This is a genomic window from Rhodococcus sp. NPDC003322, from assembly GCF_053589555.1.
The window spans coordinates 307421-322836 of the sequence record NZ_JBSFSC010000001.1 but is presented as its reverse complement, the minus strand read 5'-3'; the positions used below and the strand labels follow the sequence as shown (position 1 = coordinate 322836).

Here is a 15416-nt window from a genome sequence, read left to right as displayed (position 1 = left end):
GTTCTATCGAGCGCGGTAGCCGTCGATTGCCGCCTGGTAGACGTCCAGGGTCTGCCGGGCGATCTCGGTCCAGGAGAACTCGGCGATCGCGCGTTGGCGGCCCGCCCGGCCCATCGCGACGGCACCCTCCCGATCCGCGCACACCTCGTTCACCGCGACGGCCAGTGCCGCTTCGAATGCCTCCGGCTCGTAGGTGTTGTGGTGCACCAGTCGGCCCGTCACCCCGTCGTCGACCACCTCGGGGATGCCGCCGACGTCGGAGGCCACCACGGCGGTCTCGGTGGCCATTGCCTCGAGGTTGACGATTCCCAGCGGCTCGTAAACCGATGGGCACACGAATACCGTTGCGGCGGAGAGGATCTTCCGCAGTTCTGCGGTGGGCAGCATTTCTCGGACCCAGTGCACGTCCCGGCGGACCGACGACAGCTCGGCGACGGCGCGAGCGGTGGACTCGGCGATCTCCGGGGTGTCCGGCGCGCCCGCGCACAGCACCAACTGGATGTCGGGGTCGAACCGGTGCGCCGCCGCTATCAGGTGTCCGACGCCCTTCTGCCGGGTGATCCGGCCGACGAAAACCGCCAGCGGTCGCGCCGGGTCGACCCCGAGCTCACGCAGCACCGGCGATGTCCATGGATCGTCGTCCGGATACCACACGTCGGTGTCGATTCCGTTGCGCACCACGTGCACTCGGCCCGGGTCGACGAACGGGTACGCGTCCAGCAGATCGGCGCGCATCCCGGCGCTGACCGCGATGATCGCGTCCGCGTGCTGCACCGCGTTGTGCTCGGACCACGACGAGACCCGGTAGCCGCTGCCCAGTTGTTCCGCCTTCCACGGCCGCCGGGGTTCGAGCGAGTGCGCGGTGAGCACGTGGGGCACCGCGTGCAGCGCGCCGGCCAGGTGCCCGGCCAGTCCCGTGTACCAGGTGTGCGAGTGCACGACGTCGACGCCGGTCGCGGCCGCCGCCATCCGCAGCTCCGCCGACAGGACCCCCAGCGCGGGATTCGCCGCCGCCAGCGCCGGATCGGGCTGGTGCACCTGTGCGCCCTCGCGGGCGGCGCCCATGCAGTGCACGTCCACCGCGCACAACCGGGCGAGCTGCGCGACGAGCTCGGTGACGTGGACACCTGCTCCGCCGTAGATCTCCGGTGGGTACTCCCTGGTCATCATCGCCACGCGCACCGGCTAAACGTAACCGTCGGGCCGGGATCGGGCCACCGCACGGCGCAGCCCCGGGCATGGTCTCCATCACGGGCCCGGTCTCGGGCGTGGTCTGGCTGGCGAGGGCACACGGTGGCCGATAAGTTGGCAGGGTGAGGAGCCAGCCGCATGTGCTTGGAATCGTGCTCGCCGGCGGCGAGGGGAAGCGTCTCTACCCCCTGACCGCCGACCGGGCCAAGCCCGCCGTCCCGTTCGGTGGTGCCTACCGGCTCATCGACTTCGTGCTCAGCAATCTCGTCAACGCCGGCTATCTCCGGATCTGTGTGCTCACCCAGTACAAGTCGCACTCGCTGGACCGGCACATCTCCCAGACGTGGCGGCTGTCCGGGTTCGCGGGGGAGTACATCACCCCCGTGCCGGCGCAGCAGCGGCTCGGACCGCGCTGGTACACGGGCAGCGCTGACGCGATCCTGCAGTCGCTCAACCTCGTCTACGACGAGGACCCCGAGTACATCGTCGTGTTCGGTGCCGACCACGTGTACCGGATGGATCCGGAGCAGATGGTCCAGCATCACATCGAGTCCGGTGCGGGGGTGACCGTGGCGGGGATCCGGGTGCCGCGCAGCGAGGCGTTCGCGTTCGGCTGCATCGACTCCGACGAGTCGGGCCGGATCACCCAGTTCCTGGAGAAGCCCGCGCACCCACCCGGCACGCCGGACGACCCGAATGTGACGTTCGCGTCGATGGGCAATTACGTGTTCACCACGAAGGTGCTCGTCGACGCGATCCGCGCCGACTCGGAGGACTCGAACTCCGACCACGACATGGGTGGGGACATCATTCCCAAGCTCGTGCGCGAGGGGGCCGCGCACGTCTACGACTTCGCGGACAACGTGGTGCCCGGCGCCACCGACCGCGACCGTGGTTACTGGCGGGATGTCGGGACCATCGACGCCTTCTACGACGCGCACATGGACCTGGTGTCGGTGCACCCGGTGTTCAACCTCTACAACCGGCGCTGGCCGATCCGGGGCGCCGCCGAGAACCTGGCACCGGCGAAGTTCGTCCAGGGCGGGCTGGCGCAGGAGTCGATCGTCGGGTCGGGCTGCATCCTGTCCGCGGCCACGGTCCGCAATTCGGTGCTCAGCTCCAACGTGATGGTCGACGACGGCGCCACGGTGGAGGGCAGCGTGCTGATGCCCGGTGTCCGGATCGGCAAGGGTGCCGTGGTCCGGCGGGCGATTCTCGACAAGAACGTCGTCGTCGGTGAAGGTGAGATCATCGGTGTGGACATCGAGCGGGATCGGCAGCGGTTCGCGGTCAGCAGCGGTGGCGTGGTCACCGTCGGCAAGGGTGTGTGGATCTGATACCGATCCCGCGCCTGGGTCGTCTCGGATGAGTAACGGCCGTTCCGCGTTTGCATCGGTCTTGGTTTAATTGGAATGCTCAGAGGCGTAAAGGGTTTCAGGGGTCAAGGTTCAAGAATGGGTAAGCCCTAGTCGAGGGTCTACGGGCCACGGGTTCCGGTCCGCTCGCACACCCGCGTAGGGGCCGCAGAGTGCCGGGGTGCCCGATGATCGAAGCAGTGCCAGAGCTTTCGTCGAGGAATGAGTTGCCGCGGGCCGGGTCGCCGAGAAACGCGTCGGTGCCGCCGGGACCCGAACCCCCCGAACCGCCCGACGAGCCCGCCGGTGGCGGTGACGTCGACGTTCGCACTCTGCTCGCGGTGGCGCTGTTGACGCCGGCGCAGGCAGCGTTGCTCATCGGCGATGTGACCCGCCAACTCGCTGGGGGGCGCGGACGGATTCTCGGTGATCATTCGGTGACGGTGTCGTGCGAAGGGCAGCTCACCATCGCCGACGCCGACGCCGACGCCGACGGTGCCGGGCCGGAGGCGACCTCGGCGGCGGCGCGGGTGCTGAGGGCGATTGCCGCCGCATGTCACGACGAGGAGTTCGCCCAGCGGGTGGACGAATCGATCGCTGGAGCAACGGAGCTGCCCGACCTGTTACGTCGCGTGTCCGGCGCGGTCGGCCTCGACCCGTCCGCCGCCGTCGACCTCGACCCGTCCAGCACGGATCGGACGCGCCACCAGATCGCCAAACTCGTCGCGGCGGCGCGCGGATCTCTCGGCGAGGGTGGGGCCGACCCGGTCCCGCGCGCGCCGGTGCCGGCCCCGGCGGGCGAGGCGTCCGGGGCGTCCCTCGCACCGGCCGGCTGGCTTCCCCCGGTCGAGAATCCGTGGCATCGCCGGAAGTGGCGGCTCTCGAAGCGGCAGGGCGTCGTCGCGGTCATCGCGATCGGGTTGCTCGCCGTTGCGGTGTGGAAGGCACCCGGAGCGTGGACGCAGATGCGGCTGGGGTGGGACACCCTCCTCTCGTCCGAGAGTGAGCAGGCGCAGGATCAGATCCGGCCGGTTTCTCCGCCGGTACCGGACACCCCGGCGCCGGCGGCGGGATCCGCGGCGGCTCCCGTCGACACCGGCCTTCCGGGCAGCGCGGGTCCGATCACGGGTGTCACCGCCACCTTCGCCAATGGGAATTGCGCTGTGGGACAACAGTGTGTCCTGCGCGTCGACGTCCGCGTCGATCCCCGGGCGAACGTCCCGGCGGTGACCTGGAAGCTGGCCGTGTACGACCGCTGCTCGGGTGCGGTCCACCCCGGCGCCGACGTCACGATGCCCGTGCCGAGTGGCGAGCAGGAGGTGTACGGCATCGGCAGCGTCGCAGTTCCGGCCGACACGGCCGTCGCCATCGCCGCGCTCACCAGCACCCCGGCCGTCGCCGCATCGGATCCGGTGTACGTTCCCGCCGAGAACGCGACCTGCCCGTGAGAGCCTCCGTGCAGGCCGGTAGGCGCGAGTTCGATCCCTGGCTGGTCGCGGCGGCGGTCGTCCTGGTGGTGCTCGGCCTGCTCAACCTGCTGTCGACGGGCATGACGTCCTACGCGCTGCGGCATGCCGCCTTCGCGGTGGTCGGCCTCGGCGCGATGTGGGTGACGTCCCGGATGCGGGTGGACCGGCTTCGCCGATTCGGGTGGATCCTCTACGCCGCCACAGTCCTCCTGCTCGTGGCGGTACCGCTGGTCGGTGTCGCGACCAAGGGCGCGCAGCGGTGGCTGGACCTGGGCGTGTTCACCGTGCAGCCGTCCGAACTGGCCAAACTGGCCCTGATTCTGGTGCCCGCCGCCATCCTCGCCGGGGGCTACACCCTCGGCCGATTCGCCGGTGTCCTCATCACGGCGAGTGTTCCCATCGGCCTCGTCGCCCTCCAACCGGACCTGTCCACCGCCGTCGTGCTCGTCGCGATCGTGATGCTCATGCTGATCCTCGCGCGGGTGCCGTTGCTGCCGCTGGCGCCGCTGTTCGCGCTTGGGGTCGCGTCGATCCCGCTGGCCGTGCTGTTCCTGCGCCCGTACCAGCTGGAGCGGATCCACGTGTTCCTGTCGAACAGCGCCGATCCCCAGGGGTCGGGATGGGCGGCGTGGCAGGCCGACATCGCGATCGGCAGCGGCGGACTGTGGGGACTGTGGCGGCAACCGCAGTATGCGCTCCGGGCCGAGTACCTTCCGGAATCGGAGCACGACCTCGCCTTTGCGAGCCTCGTGTACGGGTGGGGGCTGGTCGCAGGGCTGGCGGTGGTGATCGCCTCGTCGATCATCGTGTGGCGTGCCACGGTCGCCGCGCGGACCGCGCGGACCCGGGAGGCCGCACTCGTCGCCGCGGGCGTCGGCGGGTTGTTCGGTGTGCATGCCGTCGTCTCGATCGCGCAGAGCCTGTCGCTGCTGCCCCACACCGGCATGCCGATTCCACTGTTCAGTTACGGCGGTACGGCAGCGGTCATCGGCTTCGTCGAGATCGGTCTGGTCCTCGCGGTGCGCCGCGACGGCGTCGCACGGCCGCTGTGGGCCTCCCAGCCCCGTCGCAGGCGGCTGCCGCGCGGCGTGTCGGTCGGTGCCGTGACCGTCATCGCGTCGCTCGTCGCGATGACGGGGGTCGCCTGGCACCTGCAGAGCGATCGGGGTGCGGAGTTCCGGCAGATGAGTGACGGGCAGCTGATGCGGTGCATCCGCCTGCCTGCCGAGCGTGGTCAGATCCTCGACCGGAACGGGGTCCCGCTCGCGGTCAACGTCCCGGAGTACACCGTCTCCGTCGTTGCCCGCATGTTCGACGACAACAAGGCCGAGGTACGTGGCGAACTCGCCGCGCTGCTCGGGATCACCCCGGACCAACTCGCGGACACCCTCCGCGCCGCGGGCGGCGAGGTGGAGGCGGTGCTGGCGAGGGTCGGGCCCGAGCGGGCCCAAGCCATCGTGGACGCCCATGTGCCGTGGGTACTGGTCTATCCGACCGGACGCAGGCAGTACCCACAGGCAGCGACCCTGGCAACCGTCCTCGGATACGTCGGGGTCGCCGACGCCGAGGACATGCAGACCTGGCCACAGCTTGCGCTCGGATCACGAGTAGGCAAGGCCGGGCTCGAGAAGCAGTACGACGCACTGCTCCGCGGCATCGACGGCAGCCAGTGCGTGTACGTCGACCCGTCGGGCCAGCCGGTGGCCACCGCCGCTCGGGTGGATCCGGTGCGCGGGCACGACCTGCGCCTGCATCTCGACAGTGCGATGCAGCAGGTCGCAACCGATGCCCTTGCCGCCGCGGTCCGTTCCAGTGGCGGCGACCTCGGCGCGGCGATCGTGATGGACGCCCGCACCGGGGCGGTGCTGACGATGGCGAGCGTGCCCGGATACGACAACAACGTCTACGGTCCACCGGTCGACGCGGCCGCGCTGGCAGCGCAAACCCAGATGCCGGGCCCAGGACGCATGCTCAACCACGCGTTCCAGTCGGTGGCGCCACCCGGCTCGACCTTCAAGATCGTTGTTGCCTCGGCGAACGCCAAGTACGACGTGGTGCCGCCGGACCAGAAGCTCGCGGGCGGCGCCTCGTACACCTATGGTGGCCACACGTTCGCGAACTGGCAGCCGATGGGTCCGAACAGCCTGATCGGGGCGATCCAGTGGTCGGACAACGTGTACTTCTACCAGCTTGGTGAACGACTCGGCCCCGAGCGGATGGCCGCGACCGCCGACGAGTTGGGGGTGGGCCGCCCGTCGGGGCTGGACATGCCGGGTGAGGCCGAAGGTTTCCTGGGCACACCGGAATCGGTCGCCGCCATCGGCGGAACCTGGTATCCGGGGTCGACGCTGCTGATGGGCATCGGTCAGGGCACCGTCACCGCGTCGCCGGTACAGGTGGCGCGCTGGACGGCCGGTATCACCACCGGCGCGACGGTCACCCCCCAGCTCGCGGCGTCGTACGGGGAGGGCGAGGGCTGGCCCATTCCCACCGCGGAGCCGCATCGGCTGTCCTTCGCGGACAAACTTGGACCCGTGCGTGCGGGGATGCGGGCATCGGCCGCCGCCGGTACCGCCGGCCAGCTGGCGAGCCTGCCGGTGCCCGCCGCCGCAAAGACCGGCACGGCGGAGGATCCGTCGGCGCCCGGCGAGGGTCTGAACGCCTGGTTCTCCGCGGTGCTGCCCGCTGACGCGCCGGAGGTCGTCGTGTCGGTCCTGGTGCGTGGTGGCGGATTCGGTTCGGCAACAGCAGGTCCCGTGGTCAAGAAGCTCCTCGAGCTCTACCTCGCGCAGACCCGCGGGACCGCGCCGGGCCGCTGACGAGGAGCTGCAGGATCGAGTCCCGGAGGTCTCGGGTGATGGAGGCTCAGGCGCTGTAGGCGGCGACCACCTCGGGGTGGTCGAGGCAGGCGGTCGCGCCCTCGGCGACGCAGGTGAGCGGGTTCTCTGCCACCTTCACACCGACGCCGAAATGCTCTTCGAGCAGTTGCGGGAGACCGCGCAGCATCGATCCGCCGCCGATGGCCAGGAGCCCCTCCGACATCACGTCCCCGATCGCCTGGGCGGGAAGGTCGTCGAGGCAGGTGGCCAGGGTCTGCACGATCTCGGTGATCGCCGGCCGCAGCGCATCCTCGATCTCCTTGCTGTCGAGGGTGACCAGGCGCGCGTGCCCCGTCACGGGGTCGATGCCCTCGACGACGAGCGCCTGGCCCTCGTCGGGAACGCCGATCTTGGCGTGTTCGGCGGTGAGGTCGCCGACGATGATCTTGTGCTCGGTCCGCAGGTACTGCCGCAGCACGTCGGTCAGGTGATCGCCCGCGAGGCGGCAACTGCGATTCGAGAGGATGCCACCGAAGCAGAACGCGGTGATTTCCGAAGTGCCGCCGCCTATGTCGACGACGAGGTGGGCGCGTGGTTCCATCGGGTTGATCCCGCATCCGAGCGCGCCCGCGACCGGTTCCGGTATCAGGCCGACCTTGCGCAGACCGGACTCGTGCCCGACCTCGAGAAGTGCGCGGCGCTCGAGTGGTGTGGCGCCGGCGGGCACCGCCATCACTCCCTTCGCGCGCGGGCTGTACCGCCGGTGCGGGGCGGCCTGGTTGAGAACGGCGGAGACGAACGTTCGCGCCGATTCGAGGTCCGCGACCACTCCGTCGCGTACGGGGCGCACCGACGAGACCCCGACGGGCGTGCGGCCCAGCAGGTTCCGTGCGTCCGCACCGATCGCGAGGGCGTGATCTAGATCCTTCGCTTTCACCAGCATGAACGATGGCTCGTTCAGGACGACGCCGTCATCGGGTGTGCCGACGACAGTGTTTGCGGTTCCGAGATCGATCCCTAGTCCACGCACGTCAGCCTCCGAAAGGGAGTGGAGTGAGACGCATCACATCGTACGCAGTACCACCGGCATTCGGTCGACTTTGCGGTGAGCGGTCGCAGCCCTTCGGGCCCGTCGAGGGGCGCCTTCGGGCTCACCAAGGGCCGCCTCCGGCCTCACCGCAGGTCGCGACGGCGGAAGGCTGCGAGTCCCACCGCGATCAGCGCGACGTCGATCAGCAACATCCATCCGAGCGGGATGAACGAGAACGCGGTGCCGGGAACCCGCTGTGCGTGTGCGAACGGTTCGAGGTCCAGCAGCCACTGCGGGAACCCGGAGATCGAACCGAGCAGGAACAGTGCCACGAAGCCGACCAGGACTCCCCAGGCGACCGTGGCGTAGCGAGGCGCCAGTCCGAACAGTGCGACGGTCACTCCGGCGAGCATCCAGATCGCCGGAAACTGCATCAGCGCCGCGGCCATGACGCCGGGCAGTTTCCCGGTGACGTCGCCGGCGGCAGCGCCGTAGGTCAGGCCGGCGACCAGGCCCGCCGCCACCATGGCGACCGCAGGCCCGACGACCGCGAGCAGGAGATGACTTGCCACCCAACGGGTGCGACCGACGGCTCCGGCCAGGACGGTCTCGGCGTGCTGGGCCTCCTCCTCGCTGTGGAGGCGCAGTGCCGACGAGATTGCCAGCGCGGCGGCACCGACTGCGAGCATGGTGAAGGCGATCGCGATGAACGAGTCCTCCAGCGCCTGTGTTCCGCCCATCCGGCTGACGATTTCCCGCACGGTCTCGTTGTCGCCGATCTCGTCTCCGATCCCGTGCACGACACTGCCGATCAGCAACGCGTACAGGCAGATTCCGATGGTCCAGGCGACCAGCGAACCGCGCTGGAGCCGCCAGGACAGGCCGAACGGCCCGGCGAGCGCGGGTGCCGCGGTCGGTGGGCCGGTTCGCTCGGCGATCAGGCCGGCGCCGACATCCCGCCGGCGCAGCAACGCGTACGCCGCCACGGTGAGCACGATCGCGGCCGTCAGGTGCAGCAGCAGCACCCACCAGCGGTCGCCCGCGTACGGGCGCACCTGCAGCGACCAGCCCAGTGGTGAGAGCCACGACAGTACGCCGGAGCCGGCGTCGCCGACGGCGCGCAGCGCGAACGCGGCGCCGAGTGCTCCGAATGCGATCCCACGCGCGGTGCGGGCACTGGGACTGAGCTGGGCTGCCACCGCGGCGACCGCCGCGAAGACGATGCCCGACGCGGTGAGCGCGATGCCGAACGCCAGCGAGCCGGACCGCGGGACATCGGTGCCGAACAGTCCGGCGGTGCCGATCAGTCCGGTTGCGATGGATGCGCCGAAGGCGACGATCAACGCGGCCGTCAGTCCCGCGTAGCGGCCGACCACGGTGGAGTCGAGCAGTTCGGCGCGACCCGACTCCTCCTCCATCCGGGTGTGCCGGATCACGGTGAGGATCACCGCGACCGCGATCAGGGTGTGGAAGATGCCTGCCTTCCAGATGCCGACCGCCCCGAGGCTGTCGTTGTAGATCTCGCCGTACATCGCCCGCTGCGCGGGGCTGCCCATGATCGAGGCCGTGAACGCGGCGCGCTGCGCCTTGTCGGGGTAGATGCTCGCGATGGAGCCCACGTACACCGTGGACAGCGGGATCGACAGCAGCAGCACCCACAGCGGCAACACGATCCGGTCGCGGCGCAGGTACAGCCGCAGCAGCCCGAGGGTGCCCGTGAAGTTCGACGTCGCGGTCCGGGGCGGCCCGGCTCCGCGGCGGCCTCCGGTGAGGGTTGCGGTGCTCATGCCCTCACCTTCTCCCCGGTGGGTTCGGGTCCGTCGATCTCGTAGTGGCGCAGGAACAGCTCCTCGAGGGTCGGCGGCTTGCTGACCAGGCTGCGCACGCCGGCGTCGCCGAGTACGCGGATCAGTTCGCCGAGGTGTTCGCTGTCCACCTGGCAGTGCAGGGTGTGGTCCTCGACGGTGACGTCCGCGAGACCCGCGATGCGGCTCAGATCTCCCGGATCGCCCAGCAACTCGGCACTGATCGAGGTCCGGCTGAGGTGTCGCATGTCGGCCAGGGTGCCGCTCTCGACTGTCCTGCCTGCCCGGATGATGGTCACTTTCTGGCACAGCGCCTCGACCTCGGAGAGGATGTGGCTGGACAGGAGAACGGTGACACCGCGGGCGGACGCCTCGGTCACGCACTCGCGGAACACCTGTTCCATCAGCGGGTCCAGGCCCGAGGTCGGCTCGTCGAGGAGCAGCAGCCGCGCGTTCGACGACAGTGCCGACACCAGTGACACCTTCTGCCGGTTGCCCTTCGAATAGGTGCGGGCCTTCTTCCGCGGATCGAGGTCGAACCGGTCGACGAGTTCGGCGCGCCTCTGCTCGTCGATGCCGCCGCGCATCCGGGCGAGCAGGTCGATGGTCTCGCCGCCGGACAGCGACGGCCACAGCGTGACATCCCCTGGGACGTAGGCGATGTCACGGTGCAGCGCGACCGAGTCCGTCCACGGGTCGCGGCCGAGTACCCGGGCGTGTCCGGATGTCGCCTGCAGGATGCCGAGCAGGATGCGAATGGTGGTGGATTTTCCCGAGCCGTTCGGGCCGAGGAACCCGTGGACCTCGCCCTCACCGACCGTGAGGTTCAGGCCGTCGAGTGCGTGGGTGCGCCCGAAGTGCTTGTGCAGGTCGCGGACTTCGATGATTCCGGTCATCGATTCTCCCGGTGGTGTGTGTTGTCGACGGGTGGGTCCTCGGCGCGCTGGTCGACCATCGCGTCCAGGAAGGTGGTGTCGGTGAACAGGCCCTCGGTGTAGAGCTCGAGGGCGGGGAACATGATCTCGTCGGTGAGCTCGCGAATGGCGCGACCCCAGTCGACGGGTCCGTCCTGGTCTTCCCGCATCTGCAGGAAGAGCACGGTGCTGCCCAGCGACTGCATGGCCAGGTAGCGGGCGCGAGCGGCCGGATCCCGGCTCGGTCGGAGGGTGCCTGCGGCCACGCCGTCGGCGAGATACTGCTCGGTGGTGGCGACGATGTGATCGAACATGGACCGTGCCAGCTCCCCGCCGGACTGATAGCTGCGGACGAGATACGCGACCAGGGGCGCGTACTCCTCGACGTCGGCGAGCTGTTGCAGCAGACCGGCCGCGCTCGGCCGGGTCAGCGATTCGGTCTTGGCAGCCCGGATGGCCGCGAGGACGTACTCGTCGCACGCCTCGCGAAGCCCGTTCTTGGAACCGAAGTGGTGGTTGACCAGGCCGGGGGACACGCCGGCGGCCGCCGCGACCTCCCGCACGCCGGTGCGGAAGCCCCGGTCGCCGAACACGACGATCGCCGCGTCCCTGATCCTGGCCCGGGTGGTCAGATCCCGGTCCGGGATGCCGATGGTGGCGAATCCGTCCATGGCTGAACGCATGGTCAATACGCTAAACGCGTGTTCAACCCGGAGGCAAGGGTTGTGCGCGTCAAGGAGTCGTCAAGAGTGCGGAGTCGTCAAAAGCGCGGAGTCGTCAAGAGCGCGCCGCGTCCGTGCCGCGTCCGCGCGGTGTCGGACGTGGCCGGCGAAACCGCGGTCAGCTGCGAGATGCGCAGAGCAGTCCGTCGCCGACGGGAAGCAGCACCTTCGTCAGCCGGTCGTCCTCGGCGATGGCCCGGGCGGCCGCGCGCACGGCGAGCGTCGTGGTGTCCCGTGCGGCAGGGTCGGCGACCCGGCCGCCGAGCAGGGCGTTGTGGAACACGATCACTCCACCGGGACGGAGCAGGCGCACACCCTGCTCGACGTAGTGCGGATGGTCGGCAGGCGCGGTGTCGACGAACACCAGGTCGTACGAGCTGTCCGCGAGCCGCGGCAGCACGTCCAGGCCCCAGCCGTTGATCAGGCGGGTCCGCCCCGGTGCGATCGCCGCGGACCGGAACGCCTCCTTCGCGGCCCGCTGGTGCTCGGGCTCGGGATCGATGGTGGTGAGTACTCCGTCCGGGCGCATTCCGTCGAGCAGCCACAGGCCGCTCACACCGGCGCCGGTGCCGATCTCGACGACGGTCCGGGCGCCGAGCATCTGCGTGAACAGGCTCAGCAGCGCGCCGACCGACGGCGGAACCGGGTCGGCGCCGAGATCCTCGGCCCGCTCACGTGCGGAAACGAGGATGTCGTCCTCGACGACGGAGTCCTCGGTGTGGGCCAGCATCTGGTCGCCGTTGGTGTACACGACCACGAGGTTATCGTTGTCGTGACCCGGGCGTGTCGAGGCGCGCAGTCCCGGTCCCGGTGGGCGCCGTCGTGACCATGACATTCCCCCCGTCGCAGCGCACGGATTCTCAGGCGCCACTCAGGTTGCTCACACGTCGTGCACACCCGGATCGGTGAAGGTGAACCTGTCACGAGATCAGCCGACCGCACCGGAATCGGACCGTCGGGAACAATCCGGACACCCCGGGAGTTGTTCCAGTACGCAGCGCGACGCCCGCGCATCCGCTTCCAGCTGTCCCGAGCAGGAGGTTTCCATCATCTCGATGGTCAACGCCCCGTCCGATCACGACACCGAGGTCGCCGAGTCGGCCGTCGGCGGCCCCGCAGTCAGTGGCACCGCCGCGTTCGACGCCAGCGGAGACCAGTCCACCATGCCGTCCTGGGACGAACTCGTCCGCGAGCACGGCGACCGCGTCTACCGGCTGGCCTACCGGCTGTCCGGCAACGCGCAGGACGCCGAGGACCTCACGCAGGACACCTTCATCCGGGTGTTCCGCTCCCTGTCCAGCTACCAGGCAGGCACGTTCGAGGGTTGGCTGCACCGCATCACCACCAACCTGTTCCTCGACATGGTTCGGCGCCGCAACCGGATCAAGATGGAGGCTCTGCCCGAGGACTACGAGCGGGTGCCGTCGCAGAACCCCAACCCCGAGCAGGTCTACCACGACGCGAGGCTGGATCCCGATCTGCAGGCCGCGTTGGACTCCCTCGCGCCCGAGTTCCGTGCCGCGGTCGTACTGTGTGACGTCGAAGGTCTGTCCTACGAGGAGATCGGTGCGACACTGGGCGTCAAGCTCGGAACCGTGCGCAGCCGCATCCACCGCGGACGCCAGGCGTTGCGGGATCACCTGTCTGTGGCGCAGGCCGCGCGGGACCTCGAAACCGGGAAGACGACAGTCGCGTGAGTGTGCAGGAGGAGCGGATGACGCAGGGCCGCGGTCCTCGCCAGTTCGGTTCGACGGAACATCTGGCCAGCGAGGCGGTTGCCGCGTACGTGGACGGCGAATTGCAGATGAACGCGTACCTGCGGGCCGCGGACCACGTCTCGCAGTGCCTTGAGTGCGCCGCCGCGGTGGATGCCCAGCAGCACGCGCGGATCGCGCTGCGACAGTCCGGTGAGATCAGCATGCCGAGCTCGCTGCTCGGTGCCCTCAGCCGGATCCCCACCTGCCTGCCGGTCGACGATTCCGCGGTGGACGACGGTCCTTCGAGCGGGCGCCGTCGCATGATCTTCTCCTCGAAGACCACCTCCTACTCGTTGACGACGTGGCGCCGGCGCCGCTGACACCGTGGTGCCCGACCCCGATGCCGACGTGGCGTCGGACCCCGGTGCCGCGCCGTCGGTGATACTGGGTCCCGTGACTGACGCCAACGAGGGTGACGCGTCCCCGCCGCGACTGACGCCGCGACCCCTGTACAGGCCGGACATCGATCCGGCGTCGGCTGCCGCGTTCGCGCGCCCCGACGGCGTCACCGACTCGTTCGCCGCCACTCGCACCGCGACCGAACCCGAATTGACGTTGCGCCCGCCCGATCCGGTGCTGGCCGAGGCGTTCGGGCGTCCCGACGGCGAGACCGAGACCATTCAGCGCGGACCCGACGACCTCGACGAGCGCGCACCCGACGCGGACGCGCCCGCCGACCCCTGGCGCGACCCGGACTCCGCGGTGCGGCTCGGCGCGGCGGCCGTCGACACCCCACTGCCCGCGGCACTGCCCCCGGCCGACAAGCTCGGTGTGAGGGAGGTGCTGTTCGGGGACCGGGTCGCGCCGCGTGCGTTGGCCGCGCTCGCCGCGGTGGCCCTGGCGGTCGGCCTCGTCGGCGGGGTGGTCGGTCGGCTGACCGCGGAGAGCGTGAGTTCGCTGACCAGCCAGAAGGTCGAGTTGACGCAGTCCGGGGGCGAGGACCGCGAGGCCGGGCAGGTCGCGAAGGTCGCCGAGGCGGTGTTGCCGTCCGTGGTGTCGATCCAGGTCGCGCTCGGAGAGCAGTCCGGCACCGGGTCCGGCGTCGTCATCGACGGGGCCGGCTACATCGTGACCAACAACCACGTGATCTCGATGGCCGCGACGGACCCCGACAACGCCACCCTGCGAGTGGTGTTCTCCGACGGCACGCGGGTGCCGGCCCGGATCGTCGGCCGCGACATCAAGACCGACCTGGCGGTGCTCAAGGTCGACGTCGGGAACCTCACCGTCGCCCAGCTCGGGAAGTCGGCCGACGTGCAGGTCGGTGACGACGTCGTCGCGGTCGGTTCACCGCTCGGCCTGAGCAAGACCGTCACCAGTGGCATCGTCAGCGCCCTGCATCGTCCGGTCCGGCTGGGTGGTGAGGGCACCGACACCGATGCGGTGATCGACGCCGTCCAGACCGACGCCGCGATCAACCCCGGCAACTCCGGCGGCCCCCTGGTTGACGCCGAGGGCCGCGTCATCGGCATCAACTCGGCGATCCGCAGCGAGAGCGGCGGGTCGGTCGGCCTCGGCTTCGCGATCGGTGTCGACGACGTGACCCGGGTCGCCCAGGAGCTGATCCGGAGCGGCTCGATGCACCACGCCGAGATCGGCGTCAACGCGCGTTCGGTGACCAACGAGCAGACCACCGGGGCCCAGGTCGCCAACGTGCAGGCCGGCAGTCCCGCGGAGCAGGCGGGGATCGTCGAGGGCGACGTCATCGTCCGGGTCGGCGACCGCGACGTCGGCAACGCCGACGAACTCGTGGTCGCCGTGCACGGCACCGAGGCCGGGCAGTCGGTGCCGGTGAAGCTGATCCGGTCGGGCCGCGAGGTCGAGGTCCAGGTCACCCCGGTGTCGGATTGACGGGTGCCGGCCACCCGGGTGCCAGTCTGTGACGTTCCGGTGAATTTGCCACCGGCGGTCCCACGAGTGGGCACCGGCACGTAGTCTGGTCAGGTGTTTGGCAACATCGGCTGGGGCGAGTTCATGATCCTTCTCGTCGCGGCGCTCGTGATCCTGGGACCCGAGCGCCTACCCGGTGCTGTCTCCTGGGTGGCCAAGAGCCTGCGTCAGGTCAAGGACTACGCCGGTGGCGCCACCCAGCAACTCAAGGACGAGCTGGGACCCGAGTTCGAGGACCTGCGCAAACCGCTGTCCGACCTGAACGATCTTCGGGGGATGACGCCGCGCGCGGCGATCACCAAACACCTCCTCGACGGCGACGACTCGATCTTCACAGGGAACTTCGACGACAAGAAGCCGTCGGCGCCCGGCGGCACTTCGCGGCCCGCGCCGGCCCCCCTCTCCGACGGCGAGAAGCCGCCGATCGACCTCGACGCGACCTAGCAGCGCGCTGCCCTGACCGG

At 69.9% G+C, this 15416-nt stretch carries 13 protein-coding genes; 7 read left to right on the top strand and 6 right to left on the bottom strand.

The features are described from left to right. Positions 1–3: 3 nt before the first annotated feature. Complete coding sequence (glgA, locus tag ACWDUM_RS01520; protein ID WP_450132613.1) at positions 4–1182, bottom strand: glycogen synthase; 1179 nt, start codon at positions 1180–1182, stop codon at positions 4–6. A gap of 131 nt (positions 1183–1313) precedes the next feature. Here glgA and glgC point away from each other — a divergent pair, with 131 nt between their 5' ends. The 3 genes from glgC to ACWDUM_RS01505 all read left to right on the top strand — a co-directional run bounded on the left by glgC (position 1314) and on the right by ACWDUM_RS01505 (position 6834). Next, the gene (gene glgC / locus ACWDUM_RS01515; RefSeq protein ID WP_450113008.1) at positions 1314–2528 is read left to right on the top strand and encodes a glucose-1-phosphate adenylyltransferase; all 1215 of its coding nucleotides are present in this window, start codon (positions 1314–1316) and stop codon (positions 2526–2528) included. A 278-nt stretch (positions 2529–2806) separates the two neighbouring features. After that, positions 2807–3994, top strand: coding sequence for a hypothetical protein (locus ACWDUM_RS01510; protein WP_450132612.1), 1188 nt, complete (start codon positions 2807–2809; stop codon positions 3992–3994). An 8-nt stretch (positions 3995–4002) separates the two neighbouring features. Then, the gene (locus tag ACWDUM_RS01505; protein WP_450133307.1) at positions 4003–6834 is read left to right on the top strand and encodes an FtsW/RodA/SpoVE family cell cycle protein; all 2832 of its coding nucleotides are present in this window, start codon (positions 4003–4005) and stop codon (positions 6832–6834) included. A 46-nt stretch (positions 6835–6880) separates the two neighbouring features. On the opposite strand, the gene ACWDUM_RS01500 is transcribed toward ACWDUM_RS01505, so the two are convergent. The 5 genes from ACWDUM_RS01500 to ACWDUM_RS01480 form a co-directional block, all read right to left on the bottom strand. Next, on the bottom strand, positions 6881–7864 hold the full coding sequence (locus ACWDUM_RS01500; RefSeq protein WP_450113010.1) for a rod shape-determining protein: 984 nt from the start codon (positions 7862–7864) through the stop codon (positions 6881–6883). A gap of 143 nt (positions 7865–8007) precedes the next feature. Then, positions 8008–9651: an ABC transporter permease gene (locus tag ACWDUM_RS01495; RefSeq protein ID WP_450132611.1), complete on the bottom strand. Its 1644-nt coding sequence runs from the start codon at positions 9649–9651 to the stop codon at positions 8008–8010. Continuing rightward, complete coding sequence (locus ACWDUM_RS01490; protein ID WP_450113012.1) at positions 9648–10565, bottom strand: ATP-binding cassette domain-containing protein; 918 nt, start codon at positions 10563–10565, stop codon at positions 9648–9650. Before ACWDUM_RS01490 ends, ACWDUM_RS01495 begins: the two co-directional genes overlap by 4 nt. Further along, positions 10562–11266 carry a TetR family transcriptional regulator gene (locus ACWDUM_RS01485; protein ID WP_450113013.1) on the bottom strand — a complete coding sequence of 235 codons (705 nt, stop codon included), beginning with the start codon at positions 11264–11266 and terminating at the stop codon, positions 10562–10564. Before ACWDUM_RS01485 ends, ACWDUM_RS01490 begins: the two co-directional genes overlap by 4 nt. Before the next feature lie 157 nt (positions 11267–11423). After that, a complete protein-coding gene (locus ACWDUM_RS01480) occupies positions 11424–12035 on the bottom strand; it encodes an O-methyltransferase (protein WP_450113046.1) in 612 nt (203 codons plus the stop codon). Between the two features lie 325 nt (positions 12036–12360). On the opposite strand from ACWDUM_RS01480, the gene sigE reads away from it, so the two are divergent. The 4 genes from sigE to tatB all read left to right on the top strand — a co-directional run bounded on the left by sigE (position 12361) and on the right by tatB (position 15396). Continuing rightward, positions 12361–13002, top strand: coding sequence for an RNA polymerase sigma factor SigE (gene sigE, locus ACWDUM_RS01475; RefSeq protein ID WP_450132610.1), 642 nt, complete (start codon positions 12361–12363; stop codon positions 13000–13002). A 17-nt stretch (positions 13003–13019) separates the two neighbouring features. Continuing rightward, entirely contained in the window at positions 13020–13382 is a 363-nt protein-coding gene (locus tag ACWDUM_RS01470; protein ID WP_450113047.1) for an RNA polymerase subunit sigma-70, read from the top strand. 64 nt (positions 13383–13446) lie between these two features. Further along, positions 13447–14913, top strand: a complete 1467-nt coding sequence (locus tag ACWDUM_RS01465; RefSeq protein ID WP_450133306.1) for a S1C family serine protease — start codon at positions 13447–13449, stop codon at positions 14911–14913. A gap of 93 nt (positions 14914–15006) precedes the next feature. Beyond that, positions 15007–15396, top strand: a complete 390-nt coding sequence (gene tatB, locus ACWDUM_RS01460) for a Sec-independent protein translocase protein TatB (RefSeq protein ID WP_450113015.1) — start codon at positions 15007–15009, stop codon at positions 15394–15396. Positions 15397–15416: the final 20 nt, after the last annotated feature.

Coding starts and splice junctions, on each gene's coding strand:
- ACWDUM_RS01495 (WP_450132611.1), bottom strand. CDS start 9,651: ATGAGCACCGCAACCCTCACCGGAGGCCGCCGCGGAGCCGGGCCGCCC.
- ACWDUM_RS01490 (WP_450113012.1), bottom strand. CDS start 10,565: ATGACCGGAATCATCGAAGTCCGCGACCTGCACAAGCACTTCGGGCGC.
- ACWDUM_RS01485 (WP_450113013.1), bottom strand. CDS start 11,266: ATGCGTTCAGCCATGGACGGATTCGCCACCATCGGCATCCCGGACCGG.
- ACWDUM_RS01480 (WP_450113046.1), bottom strand. CDS start 12,035: ATGCTGGCCCACACCGAGGACTCCGTCGTCGAGGACGACATCCTCGTT.
- sigE (WP_450132610.1), top strand. CDS start 12,361: ATGGTCAACGCCCCGTCCGATCACGACACCGAGGTCGCCGAGTCGGCC.
- ACWDUM_RS01470 (WP_450113047.1), top strand. CDS start 13,020: ATGACGCAGGGCCGCGGTCCTCGCCAGTTCGGTTCGACGGAACATCTG.